The following is a 16,090-nucleotide window of genomic DNA, read 5'->3' on the forward strand; positions in this document are numbered from 1 at the left end:
CAGAACACGAGGTAGCGCAGCACGCCCGGCACCGCCGCGAGGGCGATGAGGCCGATGGCCAGGGGCCACTGCCATCGCAGCGGCACGTGTCTCGGGGTGGGCTTCGTCAGTGGCACCCCGCCATTGTGTCGGTATGCCGGCCGCACACGATCTCCACACGCCCTTCACCTCCTCGGCAGGGCGCCACCGGAGGGCCCCCGTAGGATCCGTGAGGTGTCCAGACGATCACTCGCAGCCCTGTTCGCCGCCCTTGGGACAGTGCTCGGTCTGAGCGTCGCCGCGTTCCCCCTCACGGCCCACGCCGCGAAAGCCAGTCTGGCCACGAGCAAGCCGGCCGCACCCCACGACCCTTTCGGGGCCACGGTCCTCATCGGCACCGGGGGCATCACCTGGACCGACGTCTCCGAGAAGGAGACCCCCAACCTCTGGATGCTCCTGCGGGACGGCTCGAGCGCGGCGATGTCGATCCGTTCGGTCGAGTCCAACACCTGCCCCATCGACGGCTGGCTCGCACTGTCGGCGGCCAACCGCGCCGCCGCCCCGCGCACCGGCACCGGCCCTGCGCCGGAACGTCCGTGCAGCCCCATCGGGGAGCCGACAGGTGGCGTCATCCCCGGGTGGGACACGTTCGTCAAGGCCGCCGCTGACCGCAAGTTCGACAGCAAGCTGGGCCTGCTCGGTGAGGCCGCCGCGAAGTCGGACGTCTGCATCAAGCCGGTCGGCCCGGGCGCCGCGGTGGCCGCGGCCCTGCCCGAGGGCACGGTTGATCGCTACTCCCCCTACTCCGACGCGAACCTGCTCGTCGACATGAACACGTGCCCCGTGACCATCGTCGACGTGGGCAGCGTGCGCGACCCCGCCGACCTGGCCGCCGGTGAGCAGCCCGCGGAGGGCAGCCGGGCGGCTCAGATCGCGGCCATCGACAAGAAGGTCGGCGACATCGTCAACGCCGCTCCCGGGGGCGCCGACTTCATCGTCGCGAGCCTGTCCGACGCCGGCGTCACCGAGCGCCTGCGCCTCGCCGTGGCCCGCGGCCCGCACTACGGCCCGGGCCAGCTCAACGCCCAGTCGACCCGCCAGCCCGGTCTCATCCAGGCCCAGGACCTCCCGATCACGCTCATGTCGATCACGGGCATCACGATCCCCGGCAACCTCGGCGGCACGCCCCTCACGAGCGACCCGGCCCCGGACAACTCCGAGAAGCGCGCGGCCGACCGGCTCCAGAAGCTCGTCGACTACGACCTCGCCAGCCACGAGGTGCACAGCCTCGTGCCGCCGTTCTTCAGCGTCTTCGCCTATGGGCAGCTCGTCATCTATCTCCTCGTGCTCCTCGTCTGGAAGGGCAAGATCGGCGGCCCCGACACCCGTCGCCGGGTCCTCGGCATCGTTCGCATCATCGCCGTGGCCGCCGCGTCGGTGCCGGCCTCGACCTTCCTCGCGAACCTCCTGCCCTGGTGGCGGTTCCCGATCCCGATGGTCTCGATCGTGGGTGCGGTCGGCATCTTCGTCGCCCTGATTGCGTATGCCGCACTGCGGGGTCCGTGGGGACGCGCCGCTCTCGGTTCCCTCGCCTTCGTCGCGGCCGTCACGGTCGCTGTGCTCGCCGGGGACATCCTCACCGGCTCGAGGCTCCAGCAGTCCTCGCTCATGGGCCTGCAGCCGGTGGTCGGCGGCCGGTTCTATGGCATGGGCAACGTGACGTTCGCGCTCTTCGCCACGTCGTCGATCCTGCTCGCGACGGCGGTGTCGAGCTATCTCGTCAGCCACCGCCGACCGCGTGTCGCCGCGGCCGTCGTCCTCGCCATTGGCGTGGGCACGGTCATCGTCGACGGAGCGCCGTTCTGGGGCGCCGACGGTGGAGGCCCGCCGGCCTACATCCCGGGCATCGCCTACCTCATCCTGTCGATCCTCGGCCTGCGGATGACGTGGCAGCGCGTCGCGATGATCGGACTCGGATCCGTGGGCCTGTTCTTTGCCGTGGCCGGCCTCGACTGGCTGCGCGCCCCCGATGACCGCAGCCACCTTGGCCGCTTCATCCAGGCGATCATCGACGGCAACGCCCTCGACATCGTCATCCGCAAGGGCCAGCAGAACTGGAGCATTCTCACCGGCAATGCTCCGCTCACCCTGCTCGTACCGGCGGCCCTGCTCTTCGTCATCTACGTCCTCGCGAAGCCGACCTCATGGGGTTCGCGCGGACTCAGCAAGGCCACGGAGAAGGCACCGACGCTGCGCGCAGGTCTCGTGGCCCTCGTCATCACCCTGACGGTCGGCTTCCTCATCAACGACTCCGGGACGGCCATCCCGGCCGTCGGCGCCACAGTTGCCGTGCCGCTCATCGTCAGCGTCGTGGTGCGGACCCTTCAGGACGATCTGCGGGCTGTTGCCGGGACCCGCCGCGCCCGGCGCTCCTGACCAACCAGGCCCACACCGCGAGCAGGACTGCGGGCGCCACCTGCGTCCGGACCGTCATCGTGACGTCCTCGACGGCGGGCGTCATGCCGAGCACTCGCCCCGGGGTGTAGGCCATCGTCATGATCCACAGCCGGGCCAACAGGATGAGGTCGACGACCGCGACCGCCGCAGCGCCCACTGCCGGCAGGCCAGCCCAGACGATGACGTCGTACCAGGGCAACGAGTAGGGCGCCGCCAAGGCATAGGCACCGGTGAGAACCACAAGCCAGGCCAGCGCTCGAGCCCCCACCGTGGACTCCCGATGAGGTCGGATGAGGCGGAAGAAGCAGAAGGCGAACCCGATGGCCGCGACGGCTGCCAGCGCCGAGATGAGCGACCGCACGGTCGGGCCACCGTTGAACGCTTCGAGGAACCAGCGCCACGGCGATGCCAGGGCCACCGCCTTGGCCGATCGCCCGATCTGGTCGTAGACATTCGGCCCTGCCCAGAGCTGCAGGGCGCCGGCGACGACCGCGGTCGATGCCAGCAGCACACCACCGCGGGCCAACCGTCGGCGCTGGAAGGCGAGGAGGAGCGCGAGCAGCACGACGGCATACGTGAACTTCGATGACACGGCGAGCGCCGCGAAGGTGCCGGCGAGGGCGGCGCCGCCGAGGCCGGCATGGCGGTGAGCGGCCCAGACGGCGAGGACGACGAGCGCCGTGGCGAGCAGGTCGACGTGCGCGCCGAGGACGCCGACGGAGAAGACGAGCGGGTTGGCCGTCCAGATCGCGTCGATGCGTGCCTCGCGGCCGGGGAGCATCCGCCGCAGTGCCCAACGGACGGCGAGCCACGAGGCAATGACGATGAGCTGCCACAGCCACACGGTCTGACGCAGGTTGTCGCCGCCACCGTGCGACGTGAGCCCTTGGATGAGCGTCGCGAACGGCCCGTAGACGCTGGGCTCCTCGGTCCAGGGCGCCTCGACCCGGCTGACGACCGGGTCGGTGCCGCCGCGCCAGGTGTTCGGCGAGACGAGCCAGGGGTTGTCGCCGAGCGCGAGAATGCGTCCGTATGCCGCGTAGCTCACGTGATCGCCCGAACCGAACGGCGTCGCGAGCGCTGCGAGGAGGGCGAGGACGGCGACCACGGGACGCGGCAGCTCACGGCCACCGCTGCCGGTCACCGCGAGGACGATGGCCGCCGCGCCCAGCACGTAGGCCGTCCACATGGCTGCCGTGACGAGCGCCGGGTCGAGGGCGAACGGGAGCAGGTGGCCCGGCGCCCAGCCTCGCGGGCCGAGGTCGGGGGCGGCGGCGTGCGGGAGGCTCAGCCCGACGACGAGGAGCAGGGCGAACGACGCGACGAGGAAGCCCAGGCGAACTCGGACACGGGTGACGCCAGCGCGGTCGCCGGCGTCAGAAGCGTTGTGCGACACCGGGTGCACGCTCGGTGAGAACCTTGCGCACCCTGCGGCGGGTGAGGGCGCGCCAGACGTCGCGGTACTGCTTGGCGCGGTGGACCTGTCCGCGCCAGTCCTTGCCGGAGACTCGGTGCTGCAGCTCGCACGGCACCTCTGCGATTCGCAGTCCGGCGGAGAGGACGTCGACGGTGAGGCCGACCTCGACCCCCCAGCCGGGGGCGAGGGGGCTGGCCGCGTCGAAGGCCTCGGCCGTGAGGCAGCGCATGCCCGAGAGCGGCTGCTTGGCGGTCCAGCCGGTGAGGTTCGTGATGCCGTCGCGGGCGAGCCGGACGACGAAACCGTGGCCACCCCCGACCTTGGACTGGGGCGGGAGCGTCGCGATCGTCATGTCGGCCCGACCCTCGAGCACCGGCGGCAGCAGCACGTGAAGGTTGCTCGCGGAGGACTCGAGGTCACCGTCGACGAAGAGCAGGTGGCGGGGTGAGTGGGTGTCGGTGGCGTTGAAGGACTCGAGCTCGCGCAGGTGGCGCACGCCGGTCTCGAGGGCTGCGGCCTTGCCGAAGTTGCGGGCGTGGACGATGACGTCGGCCCCGGCGGCATCCGCCACGGCGGACGTGTCGTCGCTGCTGCCGTCATCGACGACGACGACCTTGTCGACACCGTCGAGAGCGAGGACGGCCTTGACCGTCGCGACGATCCGGTCGGTCTCGTCCTTGCACGGGATGATGGCCGCGACCGTCCGCCGGTCCGGCGACTGGCCCGTCGAATGCCCCGTCGGTGCGCCCGTCCCCACGCCCCCCACCATCAGCGCAGGGTCACCTGGCGGCTGAGCAGACCCGAGCGAGCCCGTCGTTCATCGGCGGTGAGGGATTCAGCGGAAGCCAGCGCGGCGGCATACCGGTCGCCGAAGGCCTTAAGGGCGTCCTCGTGAGCGGCGGGTTCGCTGTCGGCGGGGATCTCGAACACGGGCACGAGCAGGCCGCAGGCGCGGAAGGCGCCGAGGAGGCGGGTGCCGTCGCCGAGCCCGGACTCGCCGGCTGCGTGGAGGCGGGCGAGGGCGTCGGTGGCGACGTCCTCGTCGTCGGGAAGGACGAGGCGGATGTAGGTGCGCTCGCCGATGCGGACCCAGTAGGCGGACGTGAGGGCGGCCATGCGCACGGTGGGCACGACGGACTCGTTGGCGCGCTCGAGGGATTCCTTGCCCGCGTCGTCGAGGTCCTGCTCGTCGACCCAGAAGTCGAAGCCTTCGTGCACCTGCACCTCGAAGGGGGCGTCGAGGTCGAGGACGTCCTGCAGGCGCGGGCTGTCGGCGGTCGGCGTCGGGACGTGCTGCACGGCGCTGCCCGGTTCGGCGGCCGCGGCGGCGAAGAGCTGAGCGGCCAGGTCGCGGCTCGGGTCACCCGAGGTGGAGCCCGCCTGGGTACCGACGAGGACGGTGCCGTCGGCACGGCGCAGGGCCGGCCACGCCATCGGCAGGACGGTGGCGACGGTCGCCGTGTCGGCGCCCTCGGGTCCCTTGCCCGCAGCGAAGCTCACGCTCACCGTGGCGGCCGGGAGGATCTCGCGGATCGCCACCCACTCGGTCTCCTGCGGCAACCCCTCGAAGGGGCGGTTCACATACGGAGCGGCCGCGGCGCGTGGCCGCTTGGCGGGTGCGCCGGAGTCGTCGGTGGTCCTGCGTCGTCGAGAAGCCTTGCCCATGGCCGTCAGCGTAGTGGTGCGCTGCGGCCTCCTCCGCCTTGCGTCCGCAACTTCAGCGGGTATGCCGTCACCGCGCCCGCCCCTGTCCGTTTCCCGCCGCCCCCGGAAAAGGGGACTCAAGCAAGGGAACAGTTCCCTTGCTCGGGGCGCGTTTCCCGCCGCCCCCGGAAAAGGTGTGGTGCCGGCTCAGGTGGCGCGGCGGCGGCTCGGGCCGCCCATGGCGGCCCACACGGTCTGGCCGCCCTTGTCCTCGCCGAAGCCCCACTCGTGGGCGAGGGAGCGGACGATGCGCAACCCTCGACCACTCGACACCCACACCGCCGCGGGCGCGGGACTCGGCAGGCTGTCGCCGCCACCGTCGGTGACCTCGACCTCGACGACCTCGCCACGGACCTTCCAGCGGACCCGGAGGCAGCCGTCAGCCAGCGGCCGGGCGTGGCGGATGGCGTTGGTCATGAGTTCGGAGACGACGATCTCGGACTCGTCGATGGTCTGCTCGTCGAGGTCGCGGGCGCGCAGGTCGGCGACGACGGCCTTGCGCACCCGGGTGACCGTGCTCGGCCCCCAGGGCGCGCGGATGGTGCGGACCTGGCCCTGGCCGATGGCACCGCCGAACTCGTCGAGCTTGGGCTCGTCGGCCTTCTTCTCCGCTGCAGTCACGCCGGGAACTCTAATCGAGCATGGCCATGACGTCTCGCGGTCGATCGCTGATCATGACGTCGACACCGAGCTCGGCACAGCGTTCGACGTCCTCGGGCTGGTTCACGGTCCACACGTAGACCTCGTGGCCGCGACGCTGGTGCGCCTTCACGAGGGACGGGGAGCGCCGGACGATCCGCATGTCGAGACCGACGATGTTGACGCCGTTGGGCAGCGACCCATCCCACGAGAGTCGGGGCGCTGACTGTGCGACGAGATGGACGAGCGGGACCTGCGGCGCGAGACCGCGCATTCGCAGGAGAGCGAGCAGGGAGAACGACATGACGCGCACGTGCGGCTGCTGCGTGAGGTCGCCCGTCGTCAGCCCGAAGGCATGCAGGGCGGTGACGAGCTGACGCTCCACGAGCCCGCCATAGCGCGTCGGATGCTTCGTCTCGATGAGGGTGAGGAGCTCCTGGCGCTGGCTGGTGAGCGAGTCCAGCAGGCGGTTGAGTGTGAGGATCCGGCCGCGCTCCGGGTCGCGGTCCATCTGTTCGCTCGCGGTTCCGTCGTCGAGCTTCTTCCAGCTGGCCCAGTCGAGCTCTTCAAGCCGGGCCAGCTCCAAGGTGGAGATGACCCCCCTGCCGTTGCTCGTCCGATTGGCCCGACGGTCGTGCACGCACACGAGGTGGTGGTCGGCGGTGAGCCGCACGTCGCACTCGATGCCGTCGACGCCCTGGCCGAAGGCGGCCATGTAGGCCGCGAGCGTGTGCTCCGGCTGCTCGGCGCTCGCTCCCCTGTGCGCCACCACCCGAGGCCGTCCGTCGGTCTCGCGCTTCTCTCCCAGGTACGGAACGGCCACGTGTCCATGGTGGCAGCGCACGAGACCCGGTGAGCGGAGCGACTCACACAACCCCACGGCATACCGTTGAAGGATCGTGAGCCTTCCACCCTTCCAAAGCCTCGTCGACGCGCACTGGCGCGATGTCGGCCGACTCGCGCACGCCCTCGCCGGGCCGAACCTCGGCGACGATGTCGCACAACAGGCGTGGACCCAGGCGCTCGCGGCCTATCCGCGGGTGACCTCGACGCGCAACCTGCGTGGCTGGCTGCTGACGATCACGCATCGATGTGCGATGGATGCGCACCGGGCGGGTCGACGGACCGTGGCACACGAGGATCCCGCCGTGTTGGCGGCGGCGCCGGTCGTGGATGGGCCGTCGGTCCCGGACGACGGGTTGTGGGCGCGGGTGGCTGACCTGCCCGAGCGTCAACGCGAGGCGGTCGTCCTCAAGTACGTCGCCGACCTCGACCACCGTGCTGTTGCGGCGACGCTCGGCACGACCCCTGCGATGAGCCGCCGACTGGTCTCTGACGCGTTGGCCACCCTTCGCCTCGATCTTGAGGAGCTCCGATGAGTACTGCCTTTGATTCCTTCGCCCCTGACGTGCGTCCACCGGTCCTCCCGGAGACCGACATCTCGTATGCCGTCGAGGACACCGCTGTCGGTCGCCTCCTGCTGGCGGTGCGTTCCGATGGTCGGCTGGTCACGTCCGCCTACATCGCCACCGACGTCGACGAGGAGGTCTGGCTGCAGCGGCTGGCCGACGGCGTTTCGCCCCGGGTCCTTCGGCAGGCGAAGCCACTCGATACAGCGCGACGTGAGCTCACGGCATACCTCGAAGGAAAGGCGACCGGCTTCTCGGTGCCGGTCGACCTCGCTCTGGCGAGCGAGTTCCAGCGGGCGGTCCTGGCGGGGTTGGCGTCGCGGGTGGGCTACGGCTCGTCGACCACGTATGGCGCGCTGGCGGCGGCCATTGACCGGCCGCGGGCGTCGCGGGCGGTGGGGACGGCCCTGGGCGCGAACCCCCTGTGCGTCTTCGTGCCATGTCACCGAGTGCTGCCGGCGGGCGGTTCCGTGGAGGGCAAGATTCGCAACGTCGGCGGGTATGCCGGTGGGCCGGCTGCCAAGGAATTCCTCCTCACGCTCGAGTCCGGGCACGGCGAGCGCTGAGCGCTGAGCGCCAGCACCTCGCGCTCCACCCTCGTGGCGAGGTCGACGCCTACGCTGTACAGACCATGTACACGATCAAGCGCGTCGCGGAACTCACGGGCATCGGACTGTCGACCCTGCGCGCGTGGGAGCGCCGCTACGGCGTCGTGTCACCGGCCCGGTCGGAGGGGAGCTACCGCCTCTATTCCGACGCCGACGTCAGGGCGCTGGCGATCATGGCCTCGCTCGTCCATGACGGTTGGACCGCGAGCGAGGCGGCGGCTGAGACCTTGGCGCGCACCGCAGGAGACGCACGTTCGGCGTACGTGGGCTCGGGTCCCTCAGACGAGGTCGAGGCGCCGGCGGGGCTTGAGGAACTCCTCGCCGCGGCGCAGGGCCTTGACGGCCCCACGGTGAGCGCTCTCCTTGCCCGGTCACTCGGCAGGGGCGATTTCGCGGACGTGGCGAGCCAATGGCTCATGCCGATCCTTGCGGGAGTGGGCGACGCGTGGGCTGATGGGCGACTCAGTGCGGCGGGCGAGCACTTGGTCAGCTATGCCGTGCAACGTCAACTCGCGGGTCTCTATGAAGCCGCGATACGAAGCACCACCGGCCCAGTGGTCGTGTTCGGCCTTCCATCGGGCGCTCGACACGAGCTCGGCCTGCTCGCCTTCAGCGTCGCCGCGCGGCAGGCAGGCATCACGACTGCCTATCTGGGTGCCGATCTGCCATCGCACGACTGGGAGGTGGCTGTCTCGGGCCTTCAGGCCGGCGGCGCGGTGCTGTCGGTGCCACGCCCCGCCGACGTCGTGTCGGCGCAGGAGGTCATCGACCAACTGGGTCGGAGCGAGTCGGGAGTGGTGGTGGCCATCGGTGGCCGCCATCAGGACGACGTCACGGGTGCCTTGCGTCTGGGGCACGACCTCGCGACCGGTGTTGCTCTGCTTCGGGACGGCCTGGTGCGCGGTCGGGGCGGCAAGCCCGGTCACTGACCAGCCAGGACCGCACCCGCGCCAACGGCGAAGGGCACGGGTGGGCGGGTGCGGTGCACCCGGGTTGCACAAGCCCCTCGGCGCGACCAGTTCTTCGCGGCGCGACCACCTCTGCGTGGACGTCTCAGCAAGAACTGGACGTCTCGAGCTGCCGTCAGGACTCGGGGAAGTCGGGACCGTCGATGTCGTAGCCGCCGAGCAGTTTGGCCATCGCGAGGTGCGGCTTGGCCTCGTCGTGCCGGCTCTGGCGCTGCAACGTCCGGCCGAGCATCAGCAGCGCGTAGTGGTCGTCCGGGTTGTCGACGAGCATCGCGCGCAGGATCTCCTCGGCGCGGGCGAGCTGGGCCGAGTGGTAGTACGACCGAGCGAGATAGAGCCGCAGTTCGGTGGTGCCGTGCAGTGGCGGTTCCAGCACGCTGCGGTCGACGAGAGACGCAAACAGTGGCGCGGCGCCGGCATACTCCCCCGCGTCGAAGCGCGCCCGAGCCGCCTCATAGTCCGCAGCAAACGAGTCCTCACTCATGACAGCTCTCCTTCGATGTATGCCGCTAGCGCCATCTATGCTTGAACCTAGAGATCACTAGCAAGACCGATCAGCGGAAGGCCGGCAGCCCGGTGAGGGCCTGGCCGATGACGAGTTGATGGACCTCGGACGTGCCCTCGTAGGTGAGGACGGACTCGAGGTTGTTGGCGTGCCGCATGGGTGAGTACTCCCCCGAGATCCCGTTGGCGCCCAACAGGGTTCGGCACTCGCGCGCGATCTTGATCGCCTCACGGCACGAGTTGAGCTTGCCCAGCGAGACCTGCTCGGGCCGCAGCGTCCCGGCGTCCTTGAGCGCGCCGAGGTGCAGGGCGAGCAGCATGCCCTTGCCGAGCTCGAGCGTCATGTCGGCCAGCTTGGTCTGGGTGATCTGGTAGCCCGCGAGCTTCTTGTCGAACATGTCGCGGTCCAAGGTGTAGGCGATCGTCGTCTCGAGCGCATCGCGAGCCGCACCGAGCGCCCCGAAGATGATCCCGAACCGCGCCTCCGACAGGCACGACAACGGCCCGGACAGTCCACGCGCCTCGGGCAGCATCGCCGAGGCCGGCAACCGCACGCCGTCCAGCACCAGCTCGGCAGTCACGGACGCGCGCAGCGACAGCTTGCCCGTGATCTCGGGCGCAGAGAACCCGGGCGCGGAGGTCGGCACGACGAACCCGCGGATCGTCTGGCCATCGCTCGCATCGGTCCGCGCCCACACCACCGCGACATCGGCGACGGACCCGTTGGTGATCCACATCTTGGAGCCGTCGAGGATCCAGTCCTCGCCGTCGCGGCGCGCCCGCGTCCTCATGCCAGCGGGGTTGGAGCCGAAGTCCGGCTCGGTCAGCCCGAAGCATCCGACCGCCTCGCCTGCAGCCATGCGCGGGAGCCACTCCTGCTTCTGCTCCTCGCTGCCGAACTGCCAGATCGCGAACATCGCCAGCGATCCCTGGACGGAGACCAACGAGCGCACACCCGAATCGACCGCTTCCAGCTCGGCACAGGCGAGTCCGTATGCCGTGGCGCTCGTCCCAGCGCAACCGTAGCCCTCGAGGTGCATGCCGAGCAGCCCCAGCTCACCGAGTCGCGGAGCCAGCTCGCGGATGGGCACGGACGCCGACTCGAACCACCCCGACACGTGCGGCCGCACCTCAGAGGCCAGGAAGGACCGCACCGTGTCACGCATGTCGCGGTCCTCGGCGCTGATCAACCCTTCGATACCGAAGAGTTCGAGCGGACCCTGCGTGGTGTCAGCCATCAGACGGCCCGCCCCTCGGCTTCGCGCTTGATGCTCTCGAGGGTGCTCCGCACGCCGGTGTTGAGCTCGGCGATCTCGATCTGCTCCTCGAGCGTGGGCTTCATTCGCGAGGGATTGGCCATGCAGCCAAACCTAGTCGGCAGCCCCGGCGGGAGTCATGCGCCCGGTGATGAGCTCGAAGTCCGTCTCGGGAATCTCGAACAGACCGCGACGGAACACCATGCCCCAGCTCGGTGCGCCCGCGATGAAGGACAGCTCCCCGAGCATCGGACGGATGGGCACGGCCGCCGCTTCACGGAAGTCCACCCGGCGCCGCCACGGCCGAAAGTCTGGCGACATCTCCACCTGGTAGATCGGGTCGGCGGTGAGGAGGCCCCAGGCCGTGAACTCCTGCAAGGCCTCGCCCGCCCGCATGGCCGTGCGCGGCGAGTAGAAGAGGATGCCGTCGCCGGCCGCCAACTTCGCAAGTCGGGTGGGCTTGCCGTGGTCGGCCTGGGTGAAGCCGCCCTCCACCCCGAGCAGCACGTGCTCGCGGCTGATCGTGTTGACCCAGAAGTGCTGACCTGCATCGTCGTTGCCCATGTTCGGCAACCTACGACGCGGCGGTGACAGAAGAACTCAGTTGGTCGGACGGCATACCGGAAGGGAGACTCGACTCTCGTGGCACATCTCGAGGTCAACCAGGTCGGGTTCACGCTCCCCGACGGACGCCCCCTGCTCGACGGCGTGCAGTTCCGCGTCGGCGAGGGGCAGCGCGTCGCTCTCATCGGCCCCAACGGCACGGGCAAGACGACCCTGACCCGGATCATCTCCGGCGACCTCACGGCCCACGAAGGCGCCATCACGACCTCCGGCACGCTCGCCGTGATGAACCAGTTCGTCGGCAAGGTCCGCGACGACTCGACCGTGCGCGACCTGCTGATTTCCGTTGCGCCGGAACCCATCCGGCTGGCGGGCTCTGCACTGAATGCCACCGAGCTTCGGATCATGGAGGTCGACGACGAGCCCTCGCAGATGGCCTACGCCCAGGCGCTCGCGGACTGGGGCGATGCCGGGGGCTACGACTACGAGACGACGGTCTGGGACACGGTCACGACCCAGGCCCTGGGTATGCCGTTCGAGCAGGCTCAGTGGCGCGCCGTCACCTCCCTGTCGGGAGGCGAACAGAAGCGCGTCGTGCTCGGGGCCTTGTTGAACGGCCCGGCCGACCTGCTCCTCCTCGACGAGCCGGACAACTACCTCGACGTGCCCTCGAAACGTTGGCTCGAGGACCGACTCATCGCGAGCGACAAGACGGTGCTCTTCATCAGCCACGACCGCGAGCTGCTGTCGCGGGTCGCCACCTCCGTCGTCACCCTGGAGCCGGGGGCCAACGGGGCCACCGCGTGGATCCACCCGGGCTCGTTCGCGACGTGGCACCAGGCCCGGATCGACCGCAACGACCGCCTCGACGAGATGCGGCGTCGCTGGGATGAGGAGCACACCAAGCTCAAGGCCCTCGTCCTCATGTATCGCACGAAGGCAGCCTTCAACGACGGCCTGGCCTCACGGCTCCACGCCGCCGAGACCCGGCTGGCGAAGTTCGTCAAGGCCGGCCCTCCCGAGAAGGTCGCCATCGCGCAGAACGTCACGATGCGGCTCACCGGTGGGCGCACGGCCAAGCGCGCCGTGGTCTGCACCGGCGTCGAGCTGTTGGCGCCCGGCGACTCAGACTCCGTGTCGGGTGACGCCGATTCATTGATGAAACCGTTCGACCTCGAGGTCTGGTTCGGCGAGCGCGTTGCCGTCCTCGGCTCCAACGGGTCAGGCAAGTCGCACTTCCTGCGGCTGCTCGCCGCGGGTGGGAGCGACCCTGACATCGAGCACCAGCCGGTCGGCGACGTCGCCATCGAACACGTGCGGCACAGCGGAACTGCGCGCTTGGGCTCCCGCGTCCGGCCCGGATGGTTCGCCCAGACGCACGACTCGCCGCAGCTGCGCGGGCGAACCCTTCTCGAGATCCTGCATCGCGGCGACGAACACCGCACGGGACGCGGTCGCGAGGAGGCGTCGCGCGTGCTTGACCGCTACGAACTCGCGCACCAGGGCGAGCAGACCTTCGACACGCTCTCCGGCGGGCAGCAGGCGCGCTTCCAGATCCTGCTGCTCGAGCTGAGCGGCGCAACCCTGCTCCTCCTCGATGAGCCCACCGACAACCTCGACCTCCACTCAGCCGAGGCCCTCGAACAGGCTCTCACCGCCTTCGAGGGGACGGTGCTCGCCGTGACCCACGACCGGTGGTTCGCGCGCACCTTCGACCGGTTCCTCGTCTTCGGCAGCGACGGTCGAGTCGTCGAGACGCCCAACGCCGTGTGGGACGAAGCCCGGGTCAGCCGCGCCCGCTGAACGCAGCACCTACTGCAGCACCTACTGCAGCACCTACTGCACCGTAAGGGGCGCAATCACCCCTTCTACGGTGCAGTAGGTGCTGCGTCGTCCGGGGTCTTCGACGTCATGAGCGAGAACTCCTCGCCGTCAGGTCCCTTGACCGTGGCGAGACGGCCGAACTCGAACTCCCAGGGGTCCTCGGGTGCCGAGCCGCCCGCGTCGATGACCCGTTGCCGAGCGGCATCGACGTCATCGACCTCGAACGTCACACACCACCGCGGGCCCAGTGCGTCGTCGGGCGGCTGGTCCCCCATGCCACCCGCCGGCCACTCGGCGCCGGGCGGCGTGAAGGTCGCATAGCTGATCCCGCTCATCGACATGTCGTCGTAGGCGAAGCCGAAAACGGTGCCGTAGAACGTCTTTGACGCCTCAAGCCGAGCCGACGCGAGGTCGATCCAGCCGACGGCGCCATGTGCGTTGCGGGCCTCATAGCCCGTGTGCTCGCGCGCCTCCCACGCCCCGAACGCCGCCCCAGCGGGATCCACCCACAACCCCATCCGTGCGAACGCCCCGACGTCCGTGGGCTCCATCAGCGGTTCGGCACCCGCCGCCTCTGCCGCCCGCCCCGTCGCGTCGACGTCGTCAGTGGCGAGATACGTCGTCCACACAGTCGGCCATTCTTCGTCGCCCTCCATCGGCGGGGACATCCCCGCAACGCGACGGCCCTCGACGAGCGCGTTGTAGTAGTGGCCGTACTCCTCGCCACAGTCCTCGAACTCCCACCCGAGCACGACGCGATAGAACCCCTGGCTGCGCGCGAGGTCGCTGACCATGATCTCGCTCCAGCACGGCGTCCCCGCCGGCCACTTCTCCCCCTGCGTCGCCATGGTTCGAGGCTAGGCCCTTCCCAAGCCGAAACGCGCGTATGCCGTGTGGTCCCGCAAAGGGGACCACACGGCATACGCGTGTCCGGGTTTTCAGGCGAGGCGCGAGGATGTCTGCCATGACCGACGAGCTGACCCTGCGTGACGCAACCGCTCTTGACGCTGCAGCGTGCGCCGCGATCTATGCGCACTACGTCGAGCAGTCGACTGCGACCTTCGAGGAGGTCCCGCCCACGGTCGACGAGATGGCGGCCCGGATCGCCTCGGCCCAGGAGCGACACGCCTGGATCGTGGCCGAGCGGGACGGCGCCATCGTGGGATACGCCTACGGCGGACCGTTCAAAGCCCGTGCGGCATACCGGTATTCGTGCGAGGTGAGCGTCTACCTCGACGTCACCTCACGCGGTGGCGGAGTCGGCAGGACCCTGTATGCCGCCCTGCTGGCTCGCATGGAATCGCTCGGCATGCGCATGGCCTGTGGCGGCGTGACGATGCCCAACGACGCGAGCGTCGCGCTGCACCTGGCGATGGGGTTCGAGAAGGTCGGCACCTATCGCCGCATCGGCTGGAAGCACGGCGAGTGGCGAGACGTGACGTGGTTCCAGAAGCCATTCGGCGCCGACGGCCCACCGCGTGACTGAAGAGCGGGTCAGGGCGCGAGGAGGTCCTGGTAGTCCTCGTGCTTGGCGATCCAGCCCTTGATGAACGGGCACAACGGCAGCACCGTGAGCCCGCCCGTGGCACGCACGTCATCCAGGGCGCCGCGAGCCAGGGCCGAACCGACGCCCTTGCCCTCGAAGGCCTCGCCCACCTCCGTGTGCGTGAAGGTGATCCGCCCGTCCTCGAGCCGATAGGCCGCGAAGCCGGCGAGCTCGTCACCGAGTCGGGCTTCGTAGCGCAGCAGGTCCGGGTTGTTCGTCACGACGACGTTCTCAGCGTTGTCAGTCATGCTGTTCATCATGACCCAGGTCCAGGTGTTGAGCCCACGTGAGGTGCCACTGGGTGGCCCGCGGTCGATGACCGTGCGGCGCACCCTGCCCCACCGGGACCGGTCCTTCATCGGGGCCTGGTGCTTCGTCGACCACTACGGGCCGGACGACGTCGCGGCGACCGGCGGCATGGACGTGCCGCCTCATCCGCACACCGGCCTGCAGACGGTGAGCTGGCTCTTCGAGGGCGAGGTCGAGCACCGCGACAGCGGCGGTGCGCACGCCATGGTCCGGCCGGGCGAGGTCAACCTCATGACGAGCGGCCGCGGCATCGCGCACTCCGAGGTGTCGACGCCCTCGACGACGGCACTCCACGGCGTCCAGCTCTGGGTCGTCCTGCCCGAGTCCGATCGCGGCCTCGAGCGTGAGTTCCAGCACCACACAGCGCCGCTCGTGCGTTTGGGTGATGGCGTGGAGGGCCGCGTCTTCATCGGTTCCCTCGCTGGCCACACCTCCCCGATCACGACCCGGACCCCGTTGCTGGGGGCAGAGGTGACCCTCGCGGAAGGTGCGACGTGGACGATTGCAGCCGACGCGGCATACGAGCACGGTCTGCTCATCGACAGCGGAAAGGTGACGTTCAACGGCTCGGTCCTGGAGCGGGGCGACCTCGGGATCGTCGACGCCGGGCTCACCGAGCTCACCGTCGTGGCGGCCGAGCCCACGCGCGTCGTGCTGCTCGGCGGCACCCCCTACGACGAGGCCATCGTCATGTGGTGGAACTTCATCGGGCGCGACCACGACGAGATCGTCGCCTTCCGCGACGAGTGGCAGTCGCGCTCGGAGCGCTTCGGTGAGGTCGACGGGTATGCCGGCCGGCTGAGTTGGTTGCCCGCGCCCGAGCTCCCGGGCGGTCGGCTCCGCAACCGCACCCGCCACGGTCGCATGAGTTGACGATGAGAATCATTCGCATCTAGGGTCTGCCGC

General features: G+C 69.8%; 18 protein-coding genes. 7 read left to right on the plus strand and 11 right to left on the minus strand.

Annotation, left to right across the window (positions count from 1 at the left end; genetic code table 11):
• Positions 1-213: 213 nt before the first annotated feature.
• The gene (locus ACFQRE_RS00835) at positions 214-2,415 is read left to right on the plus strand and encodes a hypothetical protein (RefSeq protein ID WP_380117801.1); all 2,202 of its coding nucleotides are present in this window, start codon (positions 214-216) and stop codon (positions 2,413-2,415) included.
• Here the strand turns inward: ACFQRE_RS00835 and ACFQRE_RS00840 are convergent.
• The 5 genes from ACFQRE_RS00840 to ACFQRE_RS00860 form a co-directional block, all read right to left on the minus strand.
• Positions 2,342-3,832 (minus strand): hypothetical protein, encoded by a 1,491-nt coding sequence (locus ACFQRE_RS00840; RefSeq protein WP_380117803.1) that lies wholly within the window; start codon positions 3,830-3,832, stop codon positions 2,342-2,344. The two genes, ACFQRE_RS00835 and ACFQRE_RS00840, sit on opposite strands and share 74 nt — an antisense overlap.
• Positions 3,813-4,622 (minus strand): glycosyltransferase, encoded by an 810-nt coding sequence (locus tag ACFQRE_RS00845; protein WP_380117805.1) that lies wholly within the window; start codon positions 4,620-4,622, stop codon positions 3,813-3,815. The genes ACFQRE_RS00840 and ACFQRE_RS00845 overlap by 20 nt, the downstream gene beginning before the upstream one ends.
• A complete protein-coding gene (locus tag ACFQRE_RS00850) occupies positions 4,622-5,518 on the minus strand; it encodes a DUF5926 family protein (RefSeq protein WP_380117807.1) in 897 nt (298 codons plus the stop codon). The genes ACFQRE_RS00845 and ACFQRE_RS00850 overlap by 1 nt, the downstream gene beginning before the upstream one ends.
• Positions 5,519-5,704: 186 nt before the next feature.
• The gene (locus ACFQRE_RS00855; protein ID WP_380117809.1) at positions 5,705-6,178 is read right to left on the minus strand and encodes an ATP-binding protein; all 474 of its coding nucleotides are present in this window, start codon (positions 6,176-6,178) and stop codon (positions 5,705-5,707) included.
• Between the two features lie 10 nt (positions 6,179-6,188).
• Complete coding sequence (locus ACFQRE_RS00860) at positions 6,189-7,019, minus strand: glycerophosphodiester phosphodiesterase family protein (protein WP_380117811.1); 831 nt, start codon at positions 7,017-7,019, stop codon at positions 6,189-6,191.
• 76 nt (positions 7,020-7,095) lie between these two features.
• Between ACFQRE_RS00860 and ACFQRE_RS00865 the strand changes: the two genes are divergently transcribed.
• The 3 genes from ACFQRE_RS00865 to ACFQRE_RS00875 all read left to right on the plus strand — a co-directional run bounded on the left by ACFQRE_RS00865 (position 7,096) and on the right by ACFQRE_RS00875 (position 9,142).
• Positions 7,096-7,575 carry an RNA polymerase sigma factor gene (locus tag ACFQRE_RS00865; protein ID WP_380117813.1) on the plus strand — a complete coding sequence of 160 codons (480 nt, stop codon included), beginning with the start codon at positions 7,096-7,098 and terminating at the stop codon, positions 7,573-7,575.
• Positions 7,572-8,171: a methylated-DNA--[protein]-cysteine S-methyltransferase gene (locus ACFQRE_RS00870; protein ID WP_380117815.1), complete on the plus strand. Its 600-nt coding sequence runs from the start codon at positions 7,572-7,574 to the stop codon at positions 8,169-8,171. Before ACFQRE_RS00865 ends, ACFQRE_RS00870 begins: the two co-directional genes overlap by 4 nt.
• A 65-nt stretch (positions 8,172-8,236) precedes the next feature.
• The gene (locus tag ACFQRE_RS00875; RefSeq protein WP_380117817.1) at positions 8,237-9,142 is read left to right on the plus strand and encodes a MerR family transcriptional regulator; all 906 of its coding nucleotides are present in this window, start codon (positions 8,237-8,239) and stop codon (positions 9,140-9,142) included.
• 154 nt (positions 9,143-9,296) lie between these two features.
• Here the strand turns inward: ACFQRE_RS00875 and ACFQRE_RS00880 are convergent, their stop codons facing one another.
• The 4 genes from ACFQRE_RS00880 to ACFQRE_RS00895 all read right to left on the minus strand — a co-directional run bounded on the left by ACFQRE_RS00880 (position 9,297) and on the right by ACFQRE_RS00895 (position 11,505).
• Complete coding sequence (locus tag ACFQRE_RS00880) at positions 9,297-9,665, minus strand: tetratricopeptide repeat protein (RefSeq protein ID WP_380117819.1); 369 nt, start codon at positions 9,663-9,665, stop codon at positions 9,297-9,299.
• A 70-nt stretch (positions 9,666-9,735) separates the two neighbouring features.
• Positions 9,736-10,923 carry an acyl-CoA dehydrogenase family protein gene (locus tag ACFQRE_RS00885; protein ID WP_380117821.1) on the minus strand — a complete coding sequence of 396 codons (1,188 nt, stop codon included), beginning with the start codon at positions 10,921-10,923 and terminating at the stop codon, positions 9,736-9,738.
• Positions 10,923-11,045, minus strand: coding sequence for a hypothetical protein (locus ACFQRE_RS00890; protein WP_380117823.1), 123 nt, complete (start codon positions 11,043-11,045; stop codon positions 10,923-10,925). The genes ACFQRE_RS00885 and ACFQRE_RS00890 overlap by 1 nt, the downstream gene beginning before the upstream one ends.
• A gap of 10 nt (positions 11,046-11,055) precedes the next feature.
• The gene (locus ACFQRE_RS00895) at positions 11,056-11,505 is read right to left on the minus strand and encodes an EVE domain-containing protein (protein WP_380117825.1); all 450 of its coding nucleotides are present in this window, start codon (positions 11,503-11,505) and stop codon (positions 11,056-11,058) included.
• A gap of 78 nt (positions 11,506-11,583) precedes the next feature.
• Between ACFQRE_RS00895 and ACFQRE_RS00900 the strand changes: the two genes are divergently transcribed.
• Positions 11,584-13,308: an ABC-F family ATP-binding cassette domain-containing protein gene (locus ACFQRE_RS00900; protein ID WP_380117828.1), complete on the plus strand. Its 1,725-nt coding sequence runs from the start codon at positions 11,584-11,586 to the stop codon at positions 13,306-13,308.
• Between the two features lie 65 nt (positions 13,309-13,373).
• On the opposite strand, the gene ACFQRE_RS00905 is transcribed toward ACFQRE_RS00900, so the two are convergent.
• The gene (locus ACFQRE_RS00905; RefSeq protein ID WP_380117830.1) at positions 13,374-14,177 is read right to left on the minus strand and encodes a VOC family protein; all 804 of its coding nucleotides are present in this window, start codon (positions 14,175-14,177) and stop codon (positions 13,374-13,376) included.
• A gap of 116 nt (positions 14,178-14,293) precedes the next feature.
• Between ACFQRE_RS00905 and ACFQRE_RS00910 the strand changes: the two genes are divergently transcribed.
• Positions 14,294-14,815, plus strand: a complete 522-nt coding sequence (locus ACFQRE_RS00910; protein ID WP_380117832.1) for a GNAT family N-acetyltransferase — start codon at positions 14,294-14,296, stop codon at positions 14,813-14,815.
• Positions 14,816-14,823: 8 nt separating this feature from the next.
• On the opposite strand, the gene ACFQRE_RS00915 is transcribed toward ACFQRE_RS00910, so the two are convergent.
• The gene (locus ACFQRE_RS00915) at positions 14,824-15,123 is read right to left on the minus strand and encodes a GNAT family N-acetyltransferase (protein WP_380117834.1); all 300 of its coding nucleotides are present in this window, start codon (positions 15,121-15,123) and stop codon (positions 14,824-14,826) included.
• 10 nt (positions 15,124-15,133) lie between these two features.
• Between ACFQRE_RS00915 and ACFQRE_RS00920 the strand changes: the two genes are divergently transcribed.
• Positions 15,134-16,057, plus strand: coding sequence for a pirin family protein (locus ACFQRE_RS00920; protein WP_380117836.1), 924 nt, complete (start codon positions 15,134-15,136; stop codon positions 16,055-16,057).
• Positions 16,058-16,090: the final 33 nt, after the last annotated feature.

It is taken from the genome of Knoellia pratensis, from assembly GCF_042666395.1.
In the GTDB taxonomy this organism is placed as follows: Bacteria; Actinomycetota; Actinomycetes; order Actinomycetales; family Dermatophilaceae; genus Knoellia; species Knoellia pratensis.

What these genes read in the sequence shown, in the direction of transcription:
- ACFQRE_RS00845 (WP_380117805.1), bottom strand. Translation starts at nt 4,622, where the DNA reads ATGGTGGGGGGCGTGGGGACGGGCGCACCGACGGGGCATTCGACGGGC.
- ACFQRE_RS00850 (WP_380117807.1), bottom strand. Translation starts at nt 5,518, where the DNA reads ATGGGCAAGGCTTCTCGACGACGCAGGACCACCGACGACTCCGGCGCA.
- ACFQRE_RS00870 (WP_380117815.1), top strand. Translation starts at nt 7,572, where the DNA reads ATGAGTACTGCCTTTGATTCCTTCGCCCCTGACGTGCGTCCACCGGTC.
- ACFQRE_RS00875 (WP_380117817.1), top strand. Translation starts at nt 8,237, where the DNA reads ATGTACACGATCAAGCGCGTCGCGGAACTCACGGGCATCGGACTGTCG.
- ACFQRE_RS00880 (WP_380117819.1), bottom strand. Translation starts at nt 9,665, where the DNA reads ATGAGTGAGGACTCGTTTGCTGCGGACTATGAGGCGGCTCGGGCGCGC.
- ACFQRE_RS00885 (WP_380117821.1), bottom strand. Translation starts at nt 10,923, where the DNA reads ATGGCTGACACCACGCAGGGTCCGCTCGAACTCTTCGGTATCGAAGGG.
- ACFQRE_RS00890 (WP_380117823.1), bottom strand. Translation starts at nt 11,045, where the DNA reads ATGGCCAATCCCTCGCGAATGAAGCCCACGCTCGAGGAGCAGATCGAG.
- ACFQRE_RS00895 (WP_380117825.1), bottom strand. Translation starts at nt 11,505, where the DNA reads ATGGGCAACGACGATGCAGGTCAGCACTTCTGGGTCAACACGATCAGC.
- ACFQRE_RS00905 (WP_380117830.1), bottom strand. Translation starts at nt 14,177, where the DNA reads ATGGCGACGCAGGGGGAGAAGTGGCCGGCGGGGACGCCGTGCTGGAGC.
- ACFQRE_RS00910 (WP_380117832.1), top strand. Translation starts at nt 14,294, where the DNA reads ATGACCGACGAGCTGACCCTGCGTGACGCAACCGCTCTTGACGCTGCA.
- ACFQRE_RS00915 (WP_380117834.1), bottom strand. Translation starts at nt 15,123, where the DNA reads ATGACTGACAACGCTGAGAACGTCGTCGTGACGAACAACCCGGACCTG.
- ACFQRE_RS00920 (WP_380117836.1), top strand. Translation starts at nt 15,134, where the DNA reads ATGACCCAGGTCCAGGTGTTGAGCCCACGTGAGGTGCCACTGGGTGGC.